Source organism: Paenibacillus sp. FSL L8-0333, from assembly GCF_037965665.1.
Taxonomy (GTDB): Bacteria; Bacillota; Bacilli; order Paenibacillales; family Paenibacillaceae; genus Paenibacillus_AQ; species Paenibacillus_AQ odorifer.
Genome location: NZ_CP150186.1, coordinates 3,723,248 through 3,747,806 on the forward strand (window position 1 = coordinate 3,723,248; position 24,559 = coordinate 3,747,806).

The 24,559-nt window shown below is 42.8% G+C and carries 28 protein-coding genes; 10 read left to right on the plus strand and 18 right to left on the minus strand.

Annotated elements, in window-relative coordinates:
* The 3 genes from NYE72_RS16585 to ltrA all read right to left on the minus strand — a co-directional run bounded on the left by NYE72_RS16585 (position 1) and on the right by ltrA (position 2,279).
* Positions 1-393: a DUF2500 domain-containing protein gene (locus tag NYE72_RS16585; protein ID WP_036687780.1), complete on the minus strand. Its 393-nt coding sequence runs from the start codon at positions 391-393 to the stop codon at positions 1-3.
* A gap of 194 nt (positions 394-587) precedes the next feature.
* Positions 588-764, minus strand: a complete 177-nt coding sequence (locus tag NYE72_RS16590) for a hypothetical protein (protein ID WP_169744776.1) — start codon at positions 762-764, stop codon at positions 588-590.
* A 252-nt stretch (positions 765-1,016) separates the two neighbouring features.
* Positions 1,017-2,279 (minus strand): group II intron reverse transcriptase/maturase, encoded by a 1,263-nt coding sequence (gene ltrA, locus NYE72_RS16595; protein WP_036681916.1) that lies wholly within the window; start codon positions 2,277-2,279, stop codon positions 1,017-1,019.
* 213 nt (positions 2,280-2,492) lie between these two features.
* Here ltrA and NYE72_RS16600 point away from each other — a divergent pair, with 213 nt between their 5' ends.
* A complete protein-coding gene (locus tag NYE72_RS16600; RefSeq protein ID WP_339210032.1) occupies positions 2,493-2,774 on the plus strand; it encodes a hypothetical protein in 282 nt (93 codons plus the stop codon).
* Between the two features lie 105 nt (positions 2,775-2,879).
* On the opposite strand, the gene NYE72_RS16605 is transcribed toward NYE72_RS16600, so the two are convergent.
* Complete coding sequence (locus NYE72_RS16605; protein WP_038571444.1) at positions 2,880-4,169, minus strand: hypothetical protein; 1,290 nt, start codon at positions 4,167-4,169, stop codon at positions 2,880-2,882.
* 30 nt (positions 4,170-4,199) lie between these two features.
* Complete coding sequence (locus NYE72_RS16610) at positions 4,200-5,582, minus strand: amino acid permease (protein ID WP_036687561.1); 1,383 nt, start codon at positions 5,580-5,582, stop codon at positions 4,200-4,202.
* A 172-nt stretch (positions 5,583-5,754) separates the two neighbouring features.
* Between NYE72_RS16610 and NYE72_RS16615 the strand changes: the two genes are divergently transcribed.
* Complete coding sequence (locus NYE72_RS16615) at positions 5,755-6,678, plus strand: L-lactate dehydrogenase (RefSeq protein ID WP_036687562.1); 924 nt, start codon at positions 5,755-5,757, stop codon at positions 6,676-6,678.
* 191 nt (positions 6,679-6,869) lie between these two features.
* Here NYE72_RS16615 and NYE72_RS16620 read toward each other — a convergent pair whose 3' ends face one another.
* The 3 genes from NYE72_RS16620 to NYE72_RS16630 all read right to left on the minus strand — a co-directional run bounded on the left by NYE72_RS16620 (position 6,870) and on the right by NYE72_RS16630 (position 9,788).
* A complete protein-coding gene (locus NYE72_RS16620; RefSeq protein ID WP_249267770.1) occupies positions 6,870-7,841 on the minus strand; it encodes a glycosyl hydrolase family 53 in 972 nt (323 codons plus the stop codon).
* Between the two features lie 110 nt (positions 7,842-7,951).
* A complete protein-coding gene (locus NYE72_RS16625) occupies positions 7,952-8,857 on the minus strand; it encodes a tyrosine-type recombinase/integrase (RefSeq protein WP_038571448.1) in 906 nt (301 codons plus the stop codon).
* 28 nt (positions 8,858-8,885) lie between these two features.
* Positions 8,886-9,788, minus strand: a complete 903-nt coding sequence (locus tag NYE72_RS16630) for a LysR family transcriptional regulator (protein WP_038571451.1) — start codon at positions 9,786-9,788, stop codon at positions 8,886-8,888.
* A 128-nt stretch (positions 9,789-9,916) separates the two neighbouring features.
* Between NYE72_RS16630 and NYE72_RS16635 the strand changes: the two genes are divergently transcribed.
* The 3 genes from NYE72_RS16635 to NYE72_RS16645 all read left to right on the plus strand — a co-directional run bounded on the left by NYE72_RS16635 (position 9,917) and on the right by NYE72_RS16645 (position 13,896).
* Positions 9,917-11,239 carry an amino acid permease gene (locus tag NYE72_RS16635; protein WP_036687567.1) on the plus strand — a complete coding sequence of 441 codons (1,323 nt, stop codon included), beginning with the start codon at positions 9,917-9,919 and terminating at the stop codon, positions 11,237-11,239.
* A gap of 198 nt (positions 11,240-11,437) precedes the next feature.
* Positions 11,438-12,394, plus strand: a complete 957-nt coding sequence (locus NYE72_RS16640; RefSeq protein ID WP_036687569.1) for an alpha/beta hydrolase — start codon at positions 11,438-11,440, stop codon at positions 12,392-12,394.
* A gap of 188 nt (positions 12,395-12,582) precedes the next feature.
* Entirely contained in the window at positions 12,583-13,896 is a 1,314-nt protein-coding gene (locus tag NYE72_RS16645) for a PQQ-binding-like beta-propeller repeat protein (protein WP_036687570.1), read from the plus strand.
* A 6-nt stretch (positions 13,897-13,902) separates the two neighbouring features.
* Here the strand turns inward: NYE72_RS16645 and NYE72_RS16650 are convergent, their stop codons facing one another.
* Genes NYE72_RS16650 through NYE72_RS16670 form a run of 5 tightly spaced genes read right to left on the minus strand, consistent with a single transcriptional unit; the run spans position 13,903 to position 15,566 of the window.
* Positions 13,903-14,286 carry a hypothetical protein gene (locus NYE72_RS16650; protein ID WP_036687572.1) on the minus strand — a complete coding sequence of 128 codons (384 nt, stop codon included), beginning with the start codon at positions 14,284-14,286 and terminating at the stop codon, positions 13,903-13,905.
* A 3-nt stretch (positions 14,287-14,289) separates the two neighbouring features.
* Positions 14,290-14,466, minus strand: coding sequence for a spore gernimation protein GerPD (locus NYE72_RS16655; RefSeq protein ID WP_111504304.1), 177 nt, complete (start codon positions 14,464-14,466; stop codon positions 14,290-14,292).
* Positions 14,444-15,058, minus strand: coding sequence for a spore germination protein GerPC (gerPC, locus tag NYE72_RS16660; RefSeq protein ID WP_036687573.1), 615 nt, complete (start codon positions 15,056-15,058; stop codon positions 14,444-14,446). The genes NYE72_RS16655 and gerPC overlap by 23 nt, the downstream gene beginning before the upstream one ends.
* A gap of 42 nt (positions 15,059-15,100) precedes the next feature.
* Entirely contained in the window at positions 15,101-15,328 is a 228-nt protein-coding gene (locus NYE72_RS16665) for a spore germination protein GerPB (protein WP_036687575.1), read from the minus strand.
* Between the two features lie 13 nt (positions 15,329-15,341).
* Positions 15,342-15,566 carry a spore germination protein gene (locus tag NYE72_RS16670; protein WP_036687577.1) on the minus strand — a complete coding sequence of 75 codons (225 nt, stop codon included), beginning with the start codon at positions 15,564-15,566 and terminating at the stop codon, positions 15,342-15,344.
* 114 nt (positions 15,567-15,680) lie between these two features.
* Between NYE72_RS16670 and NYE72_RS16675 the strand changes: the two genes are divergently transcribed.
* Together NYE72_RS16675 and NYE72_RS16680 are read left to right on the plus strand one after the other, a co-directional pair.
* Complete coding sequence (locus NYE72_RS16675) at positions 15,681-16,139, plus strand: Hsp20/alpha crystallin family protein (RefSeq protein ID WP_036687578.1); 459 nt, start codon at positions 15,681-15,683, stop codon at positions 16,137-16,139.
* 220 nt (positions 16,140-16,359) lie between these two features.
* The gene (locus tag NYE72_RS16680) at positions 16,360-16,527 is read left to right on the plus strand and encodes a hypothetical protein (RefSeq protein WP_169744777.1); all 168 of its coding nucleotides are present in this window, start codon (positions 16,360-16,362) and stop codon (positions 16,525-16,527) included.
* Positions 16,528-16,648: 121 nt separating this feature from the next.
* Here NYE72_RS16680 and NYE72_RS16685 read toward each other — a convergent pair whose 3' ends face one another.
* A complete protein-coding gene (locus tag NYE72_RS16685; protein ID WP_076142209.1) occupies positions 16,649-17,521 on the minus strand; it encodes a GNAT family N-acetyltransferase in 873 nt (290 codons plus the stop codon).
* Between the two features lie 186 nt (positions 17,522-17,707).
* On the opposite strand from NYE72_RS16685, the gene NYE72_RS16690 reads away from it, so the two are divergent.
* A complete protein-coding gene (locus tag NYE72_RS16690; protein WP_076099078.1) occupies positions 17,708-18,100 on the plus strand; it encodes a hypothetical protein in 393 nt (130 codons plus the stop codon).
* 110 nt (positions 18,101-18,210) lie between these two features.
* Here the strand turns inward: NYE72_RS16690 and NYE72_RS16695 are convergent, their stop codons facing one another.
* On the minus strand, positions 18,211-18,891 hold the full coding sequence (locus NYE72_RS16695) for an SDR family NAD(P)-dependent oxidoreductase (RefSeq protein WP_076099077.1): 681 nt from the start codon (positions 18,889-18,891) through the stop codon (positions 18,211-18,213).
* 153 nt (positions 18,892-19,044) lie between these two features.
* On the opposite strand from NYE72_RS16695, the gene NYE72_RS16700 reads away from it, so the two are divergent.
* Positions 19,045-19,593 carry a TetR family transcriptional regulator gene (locus NYE72_RS16700; RefSeq protein WP_076099076.1) on the plus strand — a complete coding sequence of 183 codons (549 nt, stop codon included), beginning with the start codon at positions 19,045-19,047 and terminating at the stop codon, positions 19,591-19,593.
* 126 nt (positions 19,594-19,719) lie between these two features.
* On the opposite strand, the gene NYE72_RS16705 is transcribed toward NYE72_RS16700, so the two are convergent.
* The 3 genes from NYE72_RS16705 to NYE72_RS16715 form a co-directional block, all read right to left on the minus strand.
* Entirely contained in the window at positions 19,720-20,133 is a 414-nt protein-coding gene (locus NYE72_RS16705) for a VOC family protein (protein ID WP_339210035.1), read from the minus strand.
* 34 nt (positions 20,134-20,167) lie between these two features.
* A complete protein-coding gene (locus NYE72_RS16710; RefSeq protein ID WP_038571470.1) occupies positions 20,168-21,097 on the minus strand; it encodes a ketopantoate reductase family protein in 930 nt (309 codons plus the stop codon).
* Between the two features lie 244 nt (positions 21,098-21,341).
* Positions 21,342-23,114, minus strand: a complete 1,773-nt coding sequence (locus NYE72_RS16715) for an ABC transporter substrate-binding protein (protein WP_339210037.1) — start codon at positions 23,112-23,114, stop codon at positions 21,342-21,344.
* Between the two features lie 143 nt (positions 23,115-23,257).
* Here NYE72_RS16715 and NYE72_RS16720 point away from each other — a divergent pair, with 143 nt between their 5' ends.
* Positions 23,258-24,502 (plus strand): MFS transporter, encoded by a 1,245-nt coding sequence (locus tag NYE72_RS16720; RefSeq protein WP_036687590.1) that lies wholly within the window; start codon positions 23,258-23,260, stop codon positions 24,500-24,502.
* The last annotated feature ends 57 nt before the right edge of the window (positions 24,503-24,559 follow it).

Below are 24,559 nucleotides of genomic sequence, written 5' to 3' on the forward strand. Positions count from 1 at the left end.
CTACTCCGCAGTTGAGTATTGTGGCTGTCGTTGGAATCCATGATATCTAGTTCCTTGATAAGTAAGCATTCCTCTATCGCCTTCTGCGCTCAAGCCATATTCATGGCCATCTACTTTAAATTCCATGCGACTGCCGCCTTCCAGCTCGTACGTTAAATAGTAAGTTGTACTCGTACGAGTTGAGCCATTCTCTTCCTGAAGCTGCTGCTGTCGTACTTCAGTCCGTTTGCTAACGATATGTGCAGGGATTGTTAGTATGGGGGAGCCATTGTTCCTGCCCCATTGAAGCAAGCCCCTGCCTGCTGATATAGCAAGAATACCAATCATAACAACGATAAAGATCGGCATCACCGTTCCGGCAAAATCAAACATCCATGAAAGATCCGGGCCCATTCCCATGACAGTTTCCCCCTTCTTCCTCTTGTAATTCAGCCTAATTGCTGCGTTCTGGGTACTTCTGTACATGTATATGCCTCATCTAGTCCAGAAAGCATTAAATAAGTGAGACTAGATGCAAAAAAGACCACTTCGTTTTCTTAGAAATCAAGAATTCGAGTGGTCTCTATACAGAGTTTTCAGTTATTAAATTAAGCATGAACTAGGTCTAGCAATTTCTTAGTTTCGTCTGTCTGATCATCTAACATTCCATTTTCAGCCCAGCAAGCTCTGCATTGTTCTTCAGTTTCACAAAGATGAGCGTCATCACAGTTGTAGCAAAGTTGCAAAAGGTTTCTTGTCATATAATCTGTTTCGAATGTTTTCATTGTAATCTCTCCTATTCGATGTCTGAGTTTGTGAAAATTTGAACTTGTTTTCTATGTGTTAAATATATCACAGGATTCTTTAAATGTCATGTGATTTTTTTCACATTTATAAAGAAAATTTTAAATAAGTTTTTTCCTTATATTCAATCATTCACAAACAACAATAAACCCCCACTCTGCTAATCGAGTAGGAGGGGGCGGCTAGCCCCCGACCTCTCACACCACCGTACGTACCGTTCGATATACGGCGGTTCATGAAATATTCCGTAAGGAGTTGTATCTGTCCAATACACTCTTTAATCCATTGGCTTCCCAATATTGGTTATTCAATGCATGTTGTAGAATTGGACTCCCTGCAATTCGCCAATACCCTTTTCGGGTATTTCCCCACTCATAGGCTTTATCCTTAGGTACCCCTAAGGATATAAGTCTTTTGACTTTGGTTCTAGGGGTCTTCCACTGCTTCCAGAGGCACATTCGTAGCCTTCTTCGTATCCATTTATCCATATCTCGAAAGGTACTTGGGGTATCCGCCAGCGAGAAATAACCGCACCATCCCATGAGGTAGTGGTTTAGTTCCTTGATTCGCTCTTCCATCTTCATCGATCTCTTTCGAGAGGATATCTCCTGTATTCGAACCTTGACTCTCTGTAAGGACTGCTTCGCAATTCTCACCTTTGGTTCTTTGTCCACACTAAAACTAAATCCTAGAAACTTTCGTTTCCAGGGACGGTCTACCGCGCTCTTTACTTGGTTCACCTTCAGCTTTAGCCTCGTCTCGATGAATCGGGTGACCGTTGTCTTGACTCTCTCTCCTGCTCTTAGCGTTTTCACGTAAATATTGCAATCATCCGCATAACGAACGAAGCGGTGCCCACGTTTCTCGAGTTCTTTGTCGAGCTCATCTAGGACAATGTTAGATAATAACGGACTCAGTGGACCGCCTTGCGGGGCACCTTCCGTTGTCGGGGTTACTAACCCGTTCTCCATCACACCTGACTGAAGATATTTGCGGATAAGCAGGAGAACTTTCTTGTCCTCCACTTTCTCCGAAATCTTCATCATCAGTCGGTCATGGTTGACGCGATCAAAGAATTTCTCCAAGTCTAGGTCGACTACGAATCGATATCCTTCTTTCATAAAGGTTCGAGCTTTCCTCACCGCATCATGCCCTCGTCTTTTCGGACGGAATCCATAGCTATGGTCGGAAAACTCTGGATCAAACAATGGAGTTAACACCTGCGCGATTGCTTGTTGAATCATTCGATCTGTCACGGTAGGTATTCCTAGTAACCTAACACCTCCGCCACCGGGTTTCGGGATTTCGACTCGGCGCACGGGGCTCGGTTCATAGGTTCCTTCTTCTATGGCATGCCGCAAGGTCTGCCAGTTTTGTACGATGTGTTCTCGTAAGGATTTTACGGACATCCCATCTACGCCATGACTTCCTTTATTCGCTTCAACACGCTTTAAGGCTTGCAGAAGATTTTCCCGTGATAGCAGTTGCTCCAACATTTTTTTTTTTAACCTCTCTTTACGTGATTTATACCTTCCATTTGTGCCAAAGATGAACTCCGCCCTGCTGAAGACCCCCACGGGATTCACCGTTTCCTTCTTCAGTCAGGTCCTTTCGGATTTTTTTTTTTTTCTGCATTCATCGCTCATCTTGAACGCCTGGATGTATAAATCCTATTCCATGTTCAGCCCTTCCGCAGCTGTTGCAACAGCTTGCGTACTATGGCGTCTGCTGACTTCTGTGCACTCAGCCTACTCTCACAAGTAGGGTTATCGCCTATCACACAGATCTCCCCAGGTAAGAACGCTATCTTCCTCTCCATCTATCTGCTTCATTTACTCTCGTACGCCTTTGGCAGTATGGACTTTGGTTTGTTGTGCAACCTCATCCAGCCTACGTTAGCCTTGTATGAAGTTCGTATTCCTCAGACCGGAGATTTGCCGCTGGCTTCCTTCAGATTCCACCTCGCGGTGGACACCCTTGCCTTAAGCTAATGGCTACTACTGCCTTCGCCATTCGGGACTTCAACCCTATAGATAGCGCCCATGCTGGGCGCACACAACAAAAGAACCTACCAACAGGCAGGTTCTTTTTCCTTATTACATTACGCGCCAGCTGATACCACCATTCGTAGTCTGTAACAGTATCGAGCGCTTGTCCTCTTTTTTCTCAATCAAAAGCCACCCCACCTCAGTGGAAAAAAACTGCAGCTTTACAATCTCCGGATATTCCAGAAGCTTAGATCGCAGTACACTGCTCTCTTTAAGAGGTAACCACGTAACTCCTTGATCCACCGTATGGTAAAGGGTGTCGCCAAGTATGGTCCAACCGATCTGTGAGTTCAAGAACGTCGGAGCAATTTGACGATTGACACCAGCTTGTGCGTTCAATCCAAAGGATGCAAATTTCCAGTTAGCTCCACCGTTAGCCGTAAAATATCCATGGTAGGCGATTGTTTTTTCTTTATCCTTTTGGCAGCCAACAGACATCCAACCAGTAGACTTACTGGCATCAAAGAACTCCGGTTTGCCCGTAATTACTCGGTCACAATCCTCTAAACGTTCGTTAACCAGAAAAGCTGGCCCGAGGGTCCAGCTCTTACCGCCATCTTTTGTCATAAAGATTTTGGGAAGAGCACCTGTCTGCATTGTCACAAATCCATGTGTACTATTGCGAAAAATCATTCCAGTGGTAACGCCGGCAAACGGTATCGAATCATTAGGGAAATTCGGATTGTATTGCTCATTCTGCATCACTTCTTCCCAAGTGGCCCCACCGTCTGTCGTTGAAAAAAGTGCCTTGTTCTCTTTATTGGAAGAAGCGTTCCATGAGGTCATCAGCCAACCCTTTCTGGGTGAGTTGAAATATACAGAGGATACTGTATTCACATCTCCTAAAGATGAGATTTTCCAGCTTTGGCCGCCATCTGTGGTTCGCAGCACAATCGTCTCTGTCGAGCCAAAAGCACTTCTTATAATCCAACCATGAGATGGATCCGTGAAGAAAATCCCCTTCCCATACACAGGATTGGAGAGGAACTGCACATTTGGTGCTGGTGAAATATTAGCCCAAGTTGCTCCGTTATCCCTGGTCAAGTACAACCGAAGTTCGTTTTTGGTAACCCCCCAGGCCAGACCCTCACTTTCACTAAGCAGCTGAAAATCTGTAAGACGAGTCTGAATTTGATATTTCGGAGCGCTATCATTATCAATATGATTGGCGTCTGGAGTAATCAGGGTTATCGTCTGTCCTTCTTCAGGTGCCTCTGTCGGCTGGGGCTGCTGAGTAGGTTCCGGGGGAGGAGATGAACAAGCCGTGACCACCCACGCTAACAAAATCAGCATCAATATTAATCTTATTCCCTTCAATCCAGCAATCTTAGATGCCAATAACCTCTCTCCTCTCGGATGGATTGAATCTTATTTATGATTCAAATTACTATTACGATAGCCGTATAGTGCATAGATTAGAAGTCCAACAACTGTCCAAATTAGAAAACCAATCCATGTCTCACTTCCTAGATTATACATCAAAATACCACAAGTTGCCGCACTTAACAGCGGAATGAAAGGTACCCAAGGAACTCTGAACCCTCTTTTTAAATCCGGATGAATATATCTAAGCGCGATTACCCCTAAAGACACTACAAAAAAGGCAAACAATGTTCCTATGCTTGTCAGATTTGCCAACCGATCCAGTGGGATGAAACCCGTTAACACGGCTATTAAGATGCCTACCATCCATGTGCTTCGTACGGGTACCTGTGTTTTAGCATTAATCTTAGATAAACTTATTGGCAGTAGGCCATCACGTGAGATGGCAAATAACAGCCGGGTTTGACCGAATAACATCACGAGGAGTACTGTAGTCATTCCCGCGATGGCTCCAACAGAGATCAGACCGGCAATCATATCCTGATTTACAAAGCGAAGCGCATATGATACAGGATCACTAACATTGAGATCAGTATATGGAACAATACCTGTTAATACGAGTGAGACAAGAACGTACAAGACAGTGCAGATAGCAAGGGATGAAATAATTCCAATCGGCAAATCGCGTTGGGGTCTTTTCACCTCTTCTGCAGCGGTTGCTAGCGCATCAAAACCTATGTAGGCAAAAAACACTGTGGCCGCGCCATTGATCACGCCATGGTATCCAAAGGGGAGAAATGGAGTCCAATTCTCTGGCTTCACATAGAAAAATCCAGTTACGATAAATAGAAGCACCACTGCTATTTTGATAAAGACCATGATGGCGTTAAAACGTGCCGTTTCTTTCGTTCCCCGAGTCAGTAAATAGGAAATTAACAAAATGATGATTACTGCAGGCAGATTTATTATTGTACCCGCTTCCGGATTATAAGCCCCCGATAGTGCAGTTGGGAGATGTATCCCAAAGCCCTCTAATAACCCCTGAAAATACCCTGACCAGCCACTGCTTACAGCCGCTGCGGCAACTCCGTATTCCAAGACGAGATCCCAGCCTAAGATCCAAGCTAATAGTTCTCCAAAGGCTACATAACTATAAGCATAAGCACTCCCGGAAACAGGAATGGTCGAAGCAAATTCCGAATAACATAATGCCGAGAGCACACAGGCAAACGCCGCCAGTAAAAAAGAAATTATAAGACCAGGACCTGCATGTTCTGCTGCGGCAACTCCTGTCATTACAAAAATACCTGTGCCGATAATGGCTCCTACCCCAAGCATTGTTAGATCCAGGGCACCCAACGTCTTGTTTAACTGCGTCCCCTCAGAACTTGTGGGTATGTTTAGAGCCTTTTTACGAAATAAATCCATCCTTACATTCTCTCCTGTCTAGTCTTGCTAAGATAATGAAATAAAAATCACATTTTAGTATGGCCTTAATTAGGGTAATGCATTAAATAAGATCAGCTTGAAAACACTACCGTTAACGATTATGATGGACAAGATTGAAACCAAAAATTTGAAATATTAAGGAGATGGAGACATGGCCCCCCCAAAACCCAATCGGGTCGTAGTTATCGGTACTGGAGCAGTTGGTACAACTACAGCCTATACTTTATTGTTACGTAGACGTATGCCCGAACTCGTACTTATTGACGTTAATCATCAGAAAGCACTTGGCGAAGCACTGGATATGAATCACGGCATGCCTTTTGTCGGTGGTGTGAAGTTATGGGCTGGTACTTATGAAGACTGCCGTGAAGCAGATATCATTATAGTAACTGCCGGTGCATCACAAAAACCGGGAGAAACCCGGATAGATCTGCTTCGTAAAAATATTTCAATTTTTAAAGATATCATTGAAAAAATTACAAAGTATAACCAACATGCCATTCTACTTATTGCGACTAACCCTGTAGATATTCTGTCTTACGCGACTTTGAAAATAAGCGGGTTTGACCGCAGACGTGTAATTGGTTCTGGTACGGTACTTGATAGTGCTCGTTTTCGCTATTTGATCGGTCTTCACAAAGAAATCGATCCTCGCAGTATTCACGGACAGATCATCGGTGAACATGGAGATTCAGAGCTTCCGGTTTGGAGTCTTGCGAATGTAGCTGGGATTGATCTTGGTTTTGACGAAGCAGAACGCGAAGAAATCTTCCAAGATACCAAGAATGCAGCCTATGAAATAATTGATGCCAAAGGCTCAACCTCTTATGCAATAGCGCTTGCACTGGACCGAATTGTAGTCTCCATTCTTCATAATGAAGGCGCCGTGTTGAATGTTTCTACTTTATTAAATAACTATAACGGGGTTTCGGATGTCTATCTCGGTGCACCTTGCGTAGTAGATCGCTCGGGTGTTCGACAGGTACTGGACCTCCCACTCAATGAAACCGAACAGGCTTTATTCCAGAAATCCGCTGAGAAGCTAAAAGCAGAAATAGCTAAGCTAGAATTGTAAGCGAATCTGGCTGGAAACAGCCCTTTTTGACTACAAAAGACACAAGAAACCGTCCTTTTTATATGTGGAGCGTTGCCTCCACTATGAAAAGGACGGTTTTTAATATAACACGAATTAACTTAGCCTGCCAATGACAAAAAGATCCTTTAGCAGGCCAGGCTCACCTGAAATTCCGGATCTTTTTTATCAATTTATTTAGTGATAGTTTGCTTATAGTATTCTTTGAGAACTTGTTCGGCTTTTTTGCCATAAATATCAAAACCACGGTCAATGGAAGCCTCTTCTAAGTCATACAATTTCGTGCTCCAATCCCACCAGAAGTAACCGGCAAACCAAGGTTCATTCCAGAATGCTTCCAGCGCTGAGCGATAGAAGTTGGCCTGTTCATCTTCTGAATATGGTAAGTCTGTGTATGTAAAGTCCCATGGCATGGTGGCACACCCATGAGCACTTCGGCAGCCAATCTCGATGAATACGAGAGGCTTGCCAAATCGCTCAGAGAGTGACTTAAGCCGCGGTTTCTGCCGCTCCCAACCAGCCAGCATATTCTCATAAGAATCTCCCGGCACTGAAGCTACCGGATAATAAGCGCTGGTTCCGATAAAATCCACCTCATCCAGCCACTCGATTCCTTCTTCTTTGCCATGATTGGCATTATAAATGATCGGCCCTGTATAAAGATTGGTGACCTCTTGAATCAATTGTCTCCATTCCGCAGTTCTAGACTCTGTGCCGACCATTTCGCAGCCGATACAGAACATCTCACATTCAAGTTCTTCCGCCAACTCTGCGTAGTGTTTAATGAAATTAGTATAAGAACGGAACCATGCTGCCCAATAAACATCTCCCTCTTCCGGAAATCCAATCCTAGCTCTCCAAATGCCATCCCTCGAATTCACTACAGGTTTAAGACAAACTTTAAGACCAAGCTGTTTTGCCAGTTGTACCGCATGTGTGAGATCACGATCAGTCACCGTGTAACCGTAATCATAATGAATTTCTGTTGAATGCACAGTGTCTTGCCATGTCCAAAAAGATAAGGCAATCCATTCACTACCTGTCTCTGCCAGCTTTCTCATCGAATCTTCTGCATATTCTGTACGGTATTCACCTCGTTTTGATCCCCAGCCATAAGTCATCCCTTTTAGAAAAACATTCTTCACGATTAGGACCTCCTATAAAACTCTTAATAACTGTTAGAATAAATCAATACCGTTATAATAACAAGTTATTTTTTGTTATCGATTTTCTAAGGAGGTTGCTTTCTTTTCAATCACAGCTGGATTTGTAATTTAGACATGGCCTCTTCCTTCTCACGACTCGTGATATGTGTGTATACGGTTGTAGTCTGGATCGAGGAGTGACCTAGCAGTTCCTGTACGGTACGCAGATCTGCCCCTTTTCTCAGCAGCATGGTTGCAAAAGAATGTCGGAGCTTATGGCTTGAATACGGGCGTCGCTGTGCTGCTGGCACATCCCTTTGGAAACGATCGAAGGTATCTGCTGCGATTTGCTGAATGCCTCGGATAGACAACCTGCGTCCTTTTTGTGAAATGAACATCGCTTCCTCTTTACTGCGCCAAGGGTCTAACCTTTCTGCTAACGCGGAGTCGAGAAAAGGCACTACATCCTCGGGAACCGGCACATTACGCCATTTACGCCCCTTCCCAAACACACGGAGGGAATGTCTTTCTACATTATAATCACTCAAATTCAGCGTGTGGACTTCCCCCACCCGAAGCCCCATATAGGACATCAACAAAAAAACTGCTAAATTACGCTTTTTGTATTTACCATCTATAGAAGATAAAAACCGCCCCAGATCACTTTCATCTAAGTAAACCGGCTCACGATTGATCTCAGTTTTGGATTTCTTAATTCCGGCTGCCGGGTTGTTCTGTAGTAGTTCCAGCTCGATCAATGACTTGAAAAAACAGTTAATCGCAGCATGCTTCCGGTTACGGGTGGCATCACTCACTCCACGTTCGCGGACAGAGGTCAAAAAGGAAATGACATGCAGCTTCTTCACTGTCTCAAGCTTTTTACCATTCAGACTGTCTAAAAACTGTTTCACATCTACTAAATAGGATTTTTGCGTATAGGGAGTGTACCCGGCATCCTTCATCCAGATGAGAAAGGCCTCCAGCCCTTCTTCGTAGTCTTCACACCACTCATTCATGCCTTAGAGCCTCCTTGTTAATGTTGATCTATATTAGACTTCTCCATTGCTCAGCATGTTTTTTTATTGCAAGTAAGAACTCCGTAAGCACGGGCGATTTCCATTTTTTATGATGATAGGCGATCTGCGTCGCCACACGCTGTGATTCATCATTCCAATTTAATCTGGCAAGTTTGCCTTCAGCCAGTTCATTTTTTACAGTAATTAATGGAAGAAAGGCAATGCCAAGATCAGCCATTACACATTGCTTTATCGCCTCGATACTCCAAAACTCTAACGTGGGGTCAGGAAATACACCGTAACTGTTCAAATGCCGTTCAAATAAAGTCCGGTAGGAACAGCCAGTTTCGGTATGAAGTATGGTCACTCCTTTTAAATGAAGGGGTTCTACCTCAGCAACGTTTAATAAGGGATGATCTGGCGCTGCGATCAGCGTCATCGGCTCATGTACTAATGTTTCTATATTTAAATCTTTATCTTCCGTCTCAGGTTGCAATAAGAACGCTAAATCCAGTTCACCCGAACGGACAAAATCTGATAGTTCCCAGCAAGCTCCAGGCTTCAGAATAATTTGCACCTGCGGATATTTAGCACGAAACTCCTTAATAATGCCTGGTAAGCGAAAAGCAGCCAGAGATTCAGGAGCCCCAATCCGCAAAGAACCCGTTAGTTCACTATCCGAGCGTAACGCGTCCTGTGCTAAATTGTGCATTCTGGATATTTCCTGTGCGAACGGAAGCAAACGACGGCCTGCGTCGGTTAGAATAATCTTTTTACTGATCCGATCAAATAATGGCTGGCCAATTTCAGACTCTAGTGCTTGGATTTGTGCAGTAATACTGGACTGTGCATAATCAAGCTTCTGTGCTGCTCTAGTAAAACTGCCCGTCTCCACTACCACTAAAAAGGTAAAAAGATGACGTGACTCCATGAATTTCCCCCTAAATGAAAATGAACCATCGGAATATCGAATGGATACTATTCAAAAATTCTGTTTTTCCAATGGATCTATTATCTGCTACTCTAGAACAAAAGACAAGGAAAGCAGGATAAAAAAACATGAAGGAATCCGCTTCAAACACTTTACAAAAAAACATTGGCATGCCTCAGGCTATTGCCCTTTACATCGGGGCTGTGTTGGGTTCTGGGGTCTTAATTGTTCCTGGTTTGGCTGCAGAAATGGCGGGTCCCGCTTCATTACTGGCGTGGGGATTTATGTCGTTGCTGATTTTGCCGATGGCCTTATCAATGGGTCTGCTCTCTGCTAAATTCCCTAACGCTGGAGGCGTGTCCCATTTTGTAACGCTTGCTTTTGGTCCAAAAGCTGGCTCACTGGTGGGATGGTTTTTTCTGATGTCCGTTCCGATAGGTGCACCTGTTGCTGCACTGACTGGAGCGGGTTATATGACAGCCGCTATGGGCTGGGACGAATCTGCGAGAATTACTATCGCCGCTATTATGCTGGTCATTGGTCTGATTACGAACTGGATTGGCATGCAGGTCGCTGGAAAGGTACAGATAGCGGTAGTAATAGCGATTGTTGCTGTGCTGGTCTTCTCCTTTGCTACTGCACTGCCCCGCATGGAAGTCGAACACTTCACTCCCTTTGTCCCACATGGATGGATGAGCATTGGCCAGGCTGCAGCAATCTTATTCTGGTGTTTTATTGGCTGGGAAGCTGTCTCACACCTATCTGAGGAGTTCAAGGACCCACAGCGTGCCGCCGTTAAAGGGGTCACCATCGCCGCTATTATAGTAGGGATTCTATATTTTCTCTCCGCACTAGCAACTGTTGGTACACAAAGCTACCTCAAAGGTGGAGCAAGCACATCACTCGTCTGGATTATTAGTCAGCCTCTTGGGCGCTGGGGAGGATTTATCGCCGGACTTACCGGTCTGTTCATCTGTACAGCCACAATTATTGCCTATGCAGGAGCTGCCTCACGTGTGGCTTATGCTTTATCGCGCCAAGGCTCCGCACCGAAATGGATGGGTAAAATATCCAAACTATACCATACCCCTATCGGTGGCATAGCTTTTCTTCTGCTCTGTTTTGTATCGGTGATGACACTGTATGGCAGCGGATCCATCTCCATCACCACTCTGATTCAGTTTCCGAATGCTACTTTTATCCTGACTTATATCGGAGGGTGTGCCGCAGGGATACGCCTGCTCAAAGGAAGTCGCTTAGGTGTGACGATAAGCTGGATTTCTTTTTTAGCAACAGCTGCTGTGTTTCCTTTTACGGGTTGGGCGATAGGCTATCCGCTGCTCATCACTTTGGTGTTCGTTTGGATTATCCGTAATAAAAGTAAACAGAGGATAAGTGTCACTGAGGAAATTAGTCGTGGAATGCATGAGAAACAACAAAAGGTGTTGTAAGGCTCTAACTGCGTTTGAACCTCTCCCAAAGGAATAGTTACACTGGTGTCCGAAACCGTGCTCAATAGGCGATAAATGTGCAAATAGTGTCAAATCTCTAACTAGTCGTAAACTGGCATTCGTTTCAGCAGCTGCTTAGATGGTTATGGAATGAAGAGGGTATACTAGACTATGACCAGTCAAAGGAGACGATAAATCATGCCAAACAAAACTAAGATCATTCTTGAGCCAGCAGCTCAAAAATTTGCCGATGATAATGCGAAACCTCCCTTTCTACCTGACCTTGGGCCAGAAAAAGGTCGTGAAACGGTAGATAGCGTACAATCCAGTGATATATATAAACCGGAAGTTGATATTGAAGATCTAATGGTGCCAGGTGGACCTAACGGTGATGTTTCCATACGAATCGTTCGCCCCCCTAGCTCCTCATCAGCATCGTTGCCTGTTATCCTGTACATTCATGGCGCAGGATGGGTGTTTGGGAATGCCCATACCCATGATCGCTTGATCCGTGAACTAGCTGTCGGAGCGGAGGCCGCTATTGTTTTCCCAAATTACAGCCTCTCCCCAGAAGCTAAATATCCTACAGCTATTGAAGAAATCTACGCAGTTCTCAAGTGGACAGCTGAAAAAGGAAGCGAGCACGGATTAGATACTAGCAAGCTTTCTATAGCCGGAGACAGCGTCGGTGGGAATATGGCAGCTGCTATTACTCTCATGGCGAAAGAACGGAGTGGACCGAAGATAGCGAAACAACTACTATTCTATCCGGTAACGGATGCCTCGTTTGATACTGAATCCTATCATGAGTTCGCCGAAGGTTATTTCTTGCAGCGGGACGGCATGAAATGGTTCTGGGATCAGTATACCACTGACCCTGAGGAACGAAATCAAATCACTGCCTCTCCTCTTCGGGCTAACCTAGAGCAGCTACGGGATTTACCAGATGCACTGGTTATTACTGGTGAAGCAGATGTGCTACGGGATGAAGGTGAAGCTTATGCCGCCAAATTGCGGGAAGCTGGCGTGAATGTTACGGCTGTCCGCTTCCAAGGCATCATTCATGATTTTGTCATGCTGAATCCTTTAGCCGAGACTCATGCTAAAAAAGGAGCTATCAAGTTAGCGACTACATGGCTTCGTGAAGGTTTCTAAACAAATCAACTGTTGACATATTCTTTTACTAGGCGAATTGGTTCTCACAAGAATTTTGTGCGAAACTGATTCGTCTTTTCTTGTTAACATATTATTTATTATGTTAACAAGTGTATTTTTACAATTGAGAAACAAATATCCATTCCCTGCGTCAATATATTATAAATGATCTATAAGGAGCTAAAATCGTGAAATATGTACCGTTTATCCTAAAGACCGTTATAGCATCCTCCTTGCTCGTATCTGGAGCTGGTGTATATTTGCCTGGTGCTCAAGCAGCAGTAACAACCCCTGCCTCCTCTTCAACAACCGTCGACTCTATCACCACAATTAAACCCTTATGGCACGACAAGGCAGATGGTCAAGGGATTTATAGCCAACAGGCCCCTACTGCAAATGGATTATTCTATTATTCATCAGGCGGGACACTAAAGGCCGCCGATCTCAGTACAGGCAAAGTTAAATGGTCCTACAAAAACGGAACAAATCCTGAGATTATAACGAATAACTCGATTTTCTTTATCACTTATGAGGGTTATCTTGTAAAAGTTAATGCCCAAACGGGGAAATTGCTTTGGAAGGTTAAGGCTGCCAAAGATCCGATTGAAATCGGTGCTTTCGCGGAGTTAGTTAACGGAGTGTTGTACTTCCGGAACGAGCATGGTGGAATTGCAGCTTATCACCCGGTTACTGGTAAAAAAATCTGGGAGAATAAAGACATCCCTATGTATGTAGGAAGTATCGACGGCCTATATAACGGGGTATTGGTAGTATCCAGTACTGTTGATAATAGGCGTACACAGTTTTTCGGGCTCGATCCGGCTACAGGCAAGAGGTTATGGAGAATTCAGGGATTTTATAGCTTTGTTGCTTACCGGGATGGTGAATTATTACTCCGCGAACAAGTAAATGCTGCAAATGATGCCTCTAACGAGCCTCTTAAAGGCTATCAGTTGACCTTGGTACATGTTGATGTTAAAACTGGAAAAGCGAAGACCAAAAAGAACTATAAACCGCTCGAAGATGTCAGTAGACTCGGTAATTATTTTACATCACTTCAAGGCTCGTATCTATATACAGTCGATGGAGGTTTAGACCAATGGGGGGGTCATCCACTATACCGCTTTACCTTAGGTCAAGAAACAGCGAGTGAACCCAAAAGTTATGAGGAGTACGGAAATTGGGTGGCTGGTCCAGTAAATAACATGGCTTTTTTCCAAAAGGATGCACAGATCACTGCCGTTCAAATGAACGATAATCGCATTATAAGCTTCAACGGGCCGGACAGTCCTGCGTTAAGCGTTCAATCTATGGGTAAGGGGCTATACGCCGGCTATGAGAACGGATATTTCTTTATCATAAATGCAGAAACAGGAAAAGCGCTTGGCAAAGTAAAAACTGGAGCACAACAATACGGCAAACTATTCAGTGCGAATGGTATTCTCTACATCCAGACGGAGCACAATATATTCGCAATTTCTCTGCCAAAAGAATTAAAATAGTTGTTGTTACTCCTTATCTTTTGCAGCCACTTCTCGTTTAAACTCAATGGTTCGACTCTCCAGATGAACTGACCCGCTGTTTCCAATCTGGAAGGTCGTGCCAGACCCAATCGACAGAATTTTGATATATTGTATATTAATTGTTGATTCCGCGGAATCCTTTAATATCACAAATTCATCCACTTCATTCCCTTGGTTTGTCCATACAGGGATAGGAATGTCTATGAGTGTAGTATCTTTCGTGCGATTATTAATCTCCTTTATGTTAAAAAGGTAATTCTCCTTGCTTCCCAGGAATTTAGATTGAACCCGGCCTACAGATCCACATATAAAAATAGAACTGTCAGACAGATTGTTGATATAGACATCTTGTATGCGTGAGGTGTGCATAGGTTAACTGCCTTTTTTGACTTGATCTGGAGCGCTCTGAGTATATTCTATTACGCTGTCAAACGCCGAGGAGCAATGAATGGATTGAGTATCCCCTACTAAAAATACTGATGAACCCGAGATCGAAACGACTTTCACTGCATTGACACTAATATCTCTATTGATCACCGTTATCTTCATTCGTCTCCCGCCTTCCGGTTATATTTATTTCCAAATGCCGCTCTACTGCCATAACGATATCTCGTTTGATTTGCTCTACAATAGAAGCGCATTCCTCATCAGTGTATCCACGCCCTTCTTCTGTGGCAGGGAGTTGGCTTACATACTCGTTAATCCGTCCATCCATCTGATTCAGCAGATCCTGAGTCACCATTTGGATATATTGCTCATCAATGCTTAAATTCTTCTCTTTTTCTAAACGTGAAAATTGCGAGGGAACCTCTTCTTGCACATACTTCAGAATCTGTGGGCGAATCTGATCCGATAAGGCAGTTGTACCTACCTCCTGCTCTCCAATAGGTTTACCGTTGATCATCGCTTCATCCAGATTGTTCCCCTCATTCGGTGTAATGCCTATATTTAAAGTGCCTTCCAGCTTTTCGATTTTTAATTGTTCAAAATGATAATTGATAGGTCCTATACTTGCAGATTTATTGTTCTTTATGCTGTCTACATCGCCTTGCAAATCTCGAAGCTGCTTCTCTAGCTGTTGAATCTTCTCCGCTTGCAATCTTAGTGTATTAAAAACCTGCTGAGCGTAATACGGATGCATACAACCCCCTCCTATGGTTTATTGTATGCGGGGACAAAGAGCCTAATTCAGATGTGCATATAGTTCCGCCGCTGGCGGTAAGGACACAAGGGGTGAATCCATTTTTTCCGCTGGAGGTGTTGGAGGCGATGATGGAGCTCCAGAGGTCTCATAATTATGAGACAAAGTATTGATTCGTCCCGATGTACCAATCTGAAGAACCGAGGAATTAGAGATAGTACCGATTTTTAGATTATAGATCGATATGCATTGATATACCGTAATGTTCATTTAAACCCCACCCTTAAGGAGGTGATACTTGATCCACCACATCTGAATCCATCGTATTTGTACTGCTGGCCGCATTATTCGTTATATTCGTACCTATGGAGTCACCTATGGAGAAGGAGTTGGCACCGGCATAAATTTTAGAGTTGCTGCTCAGGATAACGGATGCCGTATTTCCTACTAAGACTGTGGAGCTGGGGCCTACGCTATTGATTTTAATATTGCCGATGATTGAAACCACCAAACCACTCCTCCTTTCGGAATGATAAGCTATTCTATGTAGATATTCGCCCAGATGTCACTGAATAAGTCAAACGCCCATACAATGGATAAAAACCGTAGGAGGCGCAGAGCTATGAGTCCCAATAAGACGAACCCTTTAGATTGGATGAATGAAGATCCTTTTTTTAAGAAAAAGTTATCCTTGAAAGCTCTTGAAGAGCAGTGGAAGTTGGATCCTAACCAAATTGACGGGTATGTCGAAAAAGTCATCCGAGAAGCAACTGCAGCGACCTCCTCTTCATTTATGAACGAAACCTCAAGTTTAAGCTTTGAGCATATCGACACTCATAATCACCTGATTACCAAAATTCGTATTCCGAGCGGAATCCACCCCGAAAGTATATGGGCACAAATCAATCGCACACAAATTAAATTAACAGGTTTAGGAAAAGATCATAGCGAGATTATTCAGCTGCCAGTTCCCGTCATTCCAGATCAGAGCAGAGGCACTTATAAGCAAGGTTCCCTGCAATTCAGAATGGCTAAAATGTCAGCGGGAAGATTCAAAGATATCGACATCCGTTATTTATAAAATATCCCTTTAAAATCCACCTGTTTTACTCGTCCAAGTGCCCCATTCCCCCTAAAAAAACGCCTTAAAATCAAAACAGCGTATAATTTAAGTTATACGCTGTTTTTTGAGAGCGTTTTTCAGCCCTTTTTCTTCTGATTTTCTATTCTTTTCACTCTTCGAACTTTAAGTTCCTCTTGGTCATAAGATGGAGTATTAAGAGTAAAGGTGGGGTCAAATCATGTCAAAAAACAAACGCGGCAAAGCACTTTGGCGCATTCCCTCCCGTGCCAGAGGAACATGTCCGATCTGTGGCAGCACACGTATTAAGCTGTTGTACTTCGGGAAAGGCATTTCAGGTGAAAAGCTTAACGTATGTAAGAAATGTGATGGAAAGCAAAAGGCATGAAAGCATTTAGCAGATGATTCACAGAGCGGATTATCAAATAAAGTGCGACCTTAACTTCGAACCTAGGCTCGACAAAAAAGCTATCGCACTTTGCTTGGTAATCCTTCACTTTCAATAACTTTTATAGCTCAATCCGATATCGTCTTTCCTCATTTGTTAGAATAAATCCCACTGATTCATATAGCCGTAATGCTGAATCATTTTCCGTAAGCACCATCAGGCATGCCTCTTCCAGTCCGTGGGTTCTAAAATAGTTCAATGCTTGAAAAAGCATGTACTTAGCAATTCCGGATCTTCTCCATGGTTCAAGTACAAATACATTTTCGATATAGCCGCCCTTCTCTTCCTGCCAGACCATTAAGCTACCCGCAACCTTCTCCCCTTCTCGAACAACAAGTGATGTCCAGAGCGGATTTTGTTTGAATTCAGCTAACCGTTCTTTCCCTAGCGGAGTTTCCGGCCAAATCTCAGCTTCTAATTCCAAATAATGCTCGTCTTCTTCAGGCGTCTCCATATTCCAGGTTGCGAATTCAAGTTCCTTAGCCAGAGTGGGTTCGGACAAACCATCACTTAGATTGTGTTTCATCTTAAATAAGCTATTATAATGAGAGAAGCCCTTCACTTTTTCGAAAAATTGAGTATTCAAGACCTCTGCCGAATCGTTCCCTATACAAAGAGTGGTTTTGTAATCCTTTGATAAAGTTTCTTTTAATTCAAGGGCTCTTAATAAGAGTGACTGATACACTTTTTCTAATAAATCAAAATCACTTTCACGTTCTGGTATTGTTTTTAAGTTCAGGTAGATCGAATGTCTGCTATCCTTGGAACGGCCGGGCGGCACAATATTGATGATGCTCACTTGGCCTTTGGCCACCATTTTACCGTCCTCGAAAGCGCAATATACATTTTCCCAATTTTCCTCATTACCAACCCACCAAAAAACAACATTCCCCTTTGTAGATACCGAGTTATAAAGTTCCCCAAGTAATGGCATGTCACCTTGTTCAAAATGACGAATAGTAGTCAATGCAAAACCCCTTTTCAAATCATTAATATGGAATATATTTATAATAACATGCATGTCCACGCTACATTTGGTAATTAATTGTTATAAATAACTTCTCCTTGATGTAACATTTTTTAAGTAAACCCTGTCTTACTTATATAGGGGGACTAAAAGATGAGAAAACGATTTTTTATAGGGATTACGATATTTCTGATTGCTTGTGGAGTTGTTCTTGGCGTAGGGACGATATCAAATCTTCTGAGTCCGTTTAAAAGCTTCTCAGTCATCGTAGATAATCAATCTGATGTTGATATTAGCTCTATCGAAGTAGGATTAATTCGTGCGGATTCAAAGAAATTATATACAAGTCCAATAAAAGCAGGACAAAAGAAAAAATTCAAACCAAAATTGAGTCTAAATGGTGAAGGTGCTATATATCTTCGATACACCAACTCTAACGGACAGTCTAAAGAACAAACCGTGTGCGGTTATACCGAATATTTATCAGGTCATTCCAAAGTCACGATTACTAATGAACGCACTACCGTTGTTCAGCAATGTAATTAAATCCTTTCATCTGACCCTTCAATCCTGCTTCACTCTGATGAGAGATAAGTCTTCTAATAGATAAAAAGCCGCCATTAAGGCGACTTGCTTATCCAATAAGATTTAGTTTTTTAATTTGGAAAAAGGGTCGGGTCGAATCCTAGAGGGAATACTTCCTCAAAGTTATCTTGCTTTTCATATAAGCTATACCAAGTCTCTGCAATAACATCAGGATCACCAGCTGTTCCAGCTTGTATCATTGTCCCTATGGAAAGATGGCCGACAAATACTCCTTTATCTATTAACTGATTGTGTAAAGCAGTAGCATAATTTCGTATACCAGACATAACAATGCCGCCATTTCCTACAAAAGGCAACGGGAACATAGCAGAAATACCAGTGGTAAAAAGAATGGCTCCTGATCCTCTATGGATCATATCGGGTAATACTTCATTAACTGAAAGAACGGCGGGCAGCAAGTAACTGTTTATTTGTTCCAACACACTTTGAGGTGTAGTTTCCAGCACATGAGTGAATTTATCCCACCCTGCATACGGACTGAACTCTAGTACATCGATTGAACCAAACTCTTTTATTATCGCTTGAAAGACTTGTTTTAGCGCTGCTAAATCTGTCACATCCGCTACAAAAGATTGTGTTTCAATATTAAGTTTCTTAAGTTCACTTATAATCATTGATAATTTCTCGGGATTGCGTGAAATGACAGCCACCCTAAATCCATTAACTCCGAATTTTTTAGCTAGAGACAATCCTAACCCAGGCCCTGCACCAACGATAACAATATTTTTCATTTTTGATGAACTCCTTTTCTATGATATATTAAAGCAACAGCTGTTGCTTTAATTGCTAATATACAGCTACTAATTTAATGTATCAATCAACAATCAACCTGCAAATGTTGCTATAGCAACAAGATTGCTAAATTGTTGGGTAGGAGTGAAGTAATGGCTACTAAAGTAAACAATATTCGGCTGACACAGACTAAACAGTCTTTAATTGACTCCTTTTTAAGGTTAGTTTCCCTGAAGGATTTTGAGAAAATAACAATCGTCGATATAACAAAGGGAGCTAAAGTTAATCGAGCCACGTTTTATGCACACTTTAATGATAAATATGAATTATTGGATTATATTATGGGTGATTCGGCATCCGCGGCTATTGTAAAACATACTGAAGGAGAAATTAAATTCGATCAAGAAGGCATCATTCAACTCGTATTATCGGTATTCGATTTCTATCAGCAACCGAACATACAATGCCGCAGCAGTTATATAGGGATGGTTGTCCCTCAATTGAAAGAGAAGATTGTAAATGAGCTGAAGGTTCACTTATCTAACGCTTTAGGAGATAACATGAAAAGCTTTTATGTACCGATCATCGCACAAATGATCCATGAAGGTGTCTATCAATGGGTAACAGGAAATAATACTATAAATCAACAAGAAGTCGCCGAGAGAATTTCATCATTAGTCATAAGCGGGCTGCAATCGTGAGTTAAAATCAGAAGAGTCCTCAGACCTTTCCGCTGCCTGACACTAAGGGGCCGAGTTCGTCATTTATAGACGACCTCGGCCCCTTGTGATACAGCGTATTATCTGTCTGTGCAACACATCAATCGTTTACACATTCCCCAGAAGATTTAATTGCCAAGACACGCCAAATTGATCCGCCACCCAGCCAAATTTCGAACTGAATGGATATTCACCTAGTGGCATGAGCACCTGTCCACCCTGGGATAATGCTGCATAAACGCGGTCAATTTCAGCTTCACTTTCACAATTCACATATAAGGATACCGCTGGAGTAAAGGTGAATCCATGCTTCACATAGCTATCTATACACATAAAAACTTGTCCATGTAATGAAAAAGTAGCCTGCATGACACTCCCTTCAGGGCCTGCTTCATTTGCTCCATAACGCTTAATACTGATGATTTCGGAGTGATCAAATAAAGAAGTATAGAAATTCATAGCTTCTTCAGCCTTTCCTTCGAACATTAGAAAAGTCATTATCTTTTGATTCAGTTCCTTCATAATCGTCCAGCTCCTTACAGTCATTTTATACAGATCATCTCATATCATTAACGCTTTCGTAAACTTTCAAACGGGCATATGCGGTTTCGAGAATGGGATACATAACTTGACCAGGTACAGCCATCGCCATCGCCAAAAGTGCACCATGCAGATGCTCAGCTTCCACTGGCAGATGTTTTAGCATATCCCTATGCATAGAGGAGGTAAATTCGGGCAGGACCGAATCCATCTTTTGCATCGTGACCGACACCATATCTGGTCCAACAGGCATACCTGCACTTTGCGCTATGCTCACGATCTCATTCAGAAGCTGCTCATAAATAGCACGAGCTGTAGGTGAGGCTAAAATAGGTCCAACCGAGCTATCCATTAAAGTTGTAATCCCGCTTAAACTAGCTACGAATATATATTTCTGCCACACTTCGCGTTGAATATCAGAACTTAATATCACAGTGAATCCTGCTTTATCCAAATGGCTGAGAAGTATCTGCATCCGTTCTGACTCCCCACCCGCCCATTCACCAAACACAATACTATGGAAAGAACTACTTTGTATGATAGCTCCATTCGAATCTAACGTTGTTTCGATATAACAAAGACCACCCAATACCTTTTCTGCTCCAAAATGCTTGTGCATAATACCAAAATGATTATGACCATTGAGGAGCGGGAGAATCATTGTATGTTCACCGACGAAAGGGGTTAGATCCATCATCACCTGAGGCAAATGATAGGCCTTCACTGCAATAATAATACAGTCAAAAGGCTCTGCCTTCTCCCCGTATGTAATCGTCCGAACGGGAGTCTGAAAGTCACCATGCACACTTTTTATTGCCAGACCCTCATCTTCTAACTGCTTTTGTTTAGTAGAACGGACTAGAAAAGTTACATCTTCCCCTTTTTGAACTAGACGCCCTCCAAAATAACCACCAATAGCTCCTGCACCCACGAATAGAAAACGCATGTAAGTCTCCCCTTTTTTCACCTTATTTTAAACAAATAAAAAGACCGCTTAGCTTATCCGCTAAACAGGTCCGAATGGCAAAAAAAGAGTCAAGTATCGACCGTTCTTTTGTCTCGGTCCATACGGATCTGAGCAAAATCCAACGAGTTCACCTCCATGGCTACAATTCATAAATCTGATCCAACTAGAGCACCATTCGATTCTATCGATACAGCCTCCCTGGAAAGTATAACAAAAGAAAACCTTAAAGCCTAGTTTTAATCCATAACTTGGAGATGTCCAAAAACCCGAAGGAACCGGTGTGCAGACCAAACAGGCTTTGATTTAGCTGAGCTTTTTTATTCATATGACAGCCATGCAGCACCCAATAATTGTCTCGTAAAATCCCCTCCGCTTGATTCAGCAGCTTCACCCGTTCATCCTTTGGAGATTCTGTGAAAGGACCTAATACCTTCGAAAACAATGAAATCTGATCCTCTCTAAGCAAAGAAAATAAATAATTAGATTTATTATTAAAGTAGTTAATCATTCCCCATTGCCAATCATCTTCCAGCACCTCTTCAGCAAGTTGGATCTCGGCTGTTGTCTGTATATGATCTGCCTTAAATTCATTAAAAAAATATAACTCAATTTGCAAACCTACGGAGGCAGCGCGTGTTTTGAGCCATAACGCTTCTTCTCGTTCTTCTTTTTTATCCTTAGTTGCTAAAGTAATGACTTCTCCCTGATACCCATTTTCCACTAAAAGCGCTTGTGCATGTTCCAAAGTTGGATCTACAAGCTCTCTCTTACTGCTCTCCCATGGCAAAAAGCTATCTGCTGGAGTGATACGATTGCCACCCAACTCTTTTATTAAAGCCGTTCGACTGTAAAGGATACGGATCACTTGACGAAACCATAGCTGCTGATGAATTCCCTCTCTATGAAAATTAAACAGAATATATCTACAGCCTAAGGCCGGGTAATCTATACTGTGATTGCTGATGATATCAGGTAAAAGTTCTCCATGTTCAGGATCTGGCAGCTGGTATTGGCGTTCATTAGAAGCCTCTTTTGGCAAATACCAAATCTCAACACGATCCAGGAGCGGCCGAATTCCGAAATAAAAATCAAAAGCTGCGAGCACCAATACATCCTCATTCAGATCCATTAAACGGTAAGGACCTGTACCGATCACTTCACTAGTGATGTCTATATCGTATGGGAGTATGGACATGTGAATGCAACTAAACAGATGCAGAAAAAAGAGATTTGGACGAGACAGATCAAACCGGATTCGATGATCTCCTTCAACCTCTACTCGTTCGATATCCTTATAAAGGTTCACCGCAGGGCTATTCAAGTCAATAAGCCGTTGTAGCGTCTCTTTTACATCTCTCGAGGTCATAATTCTTCCGTGATGAAAGCGTACCCCCTTGCGGAGGTAAAAAATATAACTTGTATGCTCCTCATTAGCTTCCCACATATGGGCCAAACCAGGAAGAAAGGCATCGGTCGTTGCGTCATAAGTAACTAGTGTGCTATAGATCTGACCCAGCAAATAGGATTCAAAAGCGGTGTATACATAAGCAGGGTCCAGTACTTCCTTATGCCGGTTACGGGTAATCCGCAGGACGTCCAGCCCTGAGGTTGACTCTGCTTCACTACGAAAACCCATCTGTTTATTTAACATCGTTAACAATCGTTCCTTTAAGGGTCCGGTCACCTGATCGCTGCTCATCAATTCGATAGCTTCTTTTATCTTGCCTTTACTGACTAACTCCTGAAAGCTATCCTCGAACACCTCATCAATACTTTTTAAAAAAGTAAGTTGAGAGATATGCCCCCTGCCTCTCCCCGGCTGCCATAGAATATATTCCTGCTCTTCCAGTTTCCGCAGAACGAATTTAACATTGCGTGGAGTGCAAATTAGGATCGAAGCCAATAAATCTATCGTCACAGGAACAGGTTCATTCACTTTGAACGAACTAGTAACGCTTGCTGCTAAACATAAAAAATGATTACTTATCTGGTCCAAATGGTTCACTCCTTTAAAGGTGAAACGGTCAATGTATTTCTTACACTTTTCCTTCCCCCTTTTATCATTATAATTATACATAAATCAACAATGAATATGCAGCAACAATATTAGAGCAATAAGACTAGGAGATCGTAATCATTATGAAACAGCATCTAAGGCACATTCACCCTCTAGCCTGGACAATTATCATCGGCACTATGTTCGGACGTCTGGTGACCTCGATGAGCATCCCATTCTTATCCATTTATCTGACCCAAGTTCTCGGAGCTTCCCCGACACAAACAGGGATTACGGTCGCGGTTAGCTCGCTGGCAGGCGTATTGGCTAGTTTCTATGGCGGTTATATTTCTGATATTGTTGGCCGCAAAATCGTGATGTTAATCTCGGTATTTGGCTGGGCAGCCGTCTTCTTCGGTTTCTCAGTGGCTCAGCATCTATGGGTATTTTTCTTGGTAAACACCCTAAATGGCTTATGTCGATCAGTATTCGAGCCTACTTCACGGGCACTTTTGTCCGATATTACGCCACCCGAGAGCAAGCTGCTTGTCTTTAATCTTAGATATGCAGCAATTAATCTTGGTGTAGTATTTGGTCCGATCATTGGGCTACAGCTCGGCTCTGCGGAATCAACTTTTCCTTTTCTAATCGCCGGAATCGTATATGTTGCATACGGAATTGTATTATTCATGCAATTTAAGGCACATCGTTCAAGCATGCCCGCCCGTACACAAGCTCAAGCACCACGTTTACTCGAAGCTTTGACGATCACAGGAAAAGACCGTGTGTTCCTGCCAGTATTGCTGGGTACAATCTTTTGTGTGTTAGGATACGGTCACTTCGGCTCAACAATGGCTCAATATTTAGCGATGAACACGCATTTCACCAATGGGGGGCAATTGTTCTCCTATATGCTTTCACTGAATGCTATAACCGTGTTAGTAGTGCAGTATCCCATTGTACGTACGGCAAGTAAATTTCCACCGATTGTCCCTTTAATACTTGGGAATATCTGCGTTGCACTTAGTCTTCTCTTAGTGGGGCTTGCTGGTGGTGTGGCTCTACTAATGATCAGTGTAGTTCTGTTCACTATAGGGGAAGTCTTACTCTTTACGATGATGGATATGTTAATCGATCGGATTGCCAAACCTGAAATGAAAGGGACGTACTTTGGTACGATTGGCTTTAATAATTTAGGGAGTGTTATGGCACCTATCTTCGGTGGGGTGTTGTTAGACCATTATGGCGCTCAGAATGGCCTTGCGATCTTTGTGCCGTTGGCTTTAACAACAGCTTTTGGTCTTCCTTTTCTTCTCGTAGCGCACAAAAGACTTGTTGCCAGAGAGAAATTAACACTTGGTATTAAAAATAGAGCAATAAAAGGATGATTTTCCAATTCAATACGTTGTTTATTGGATCATCCTCATCTCGGTTAACATAATCAT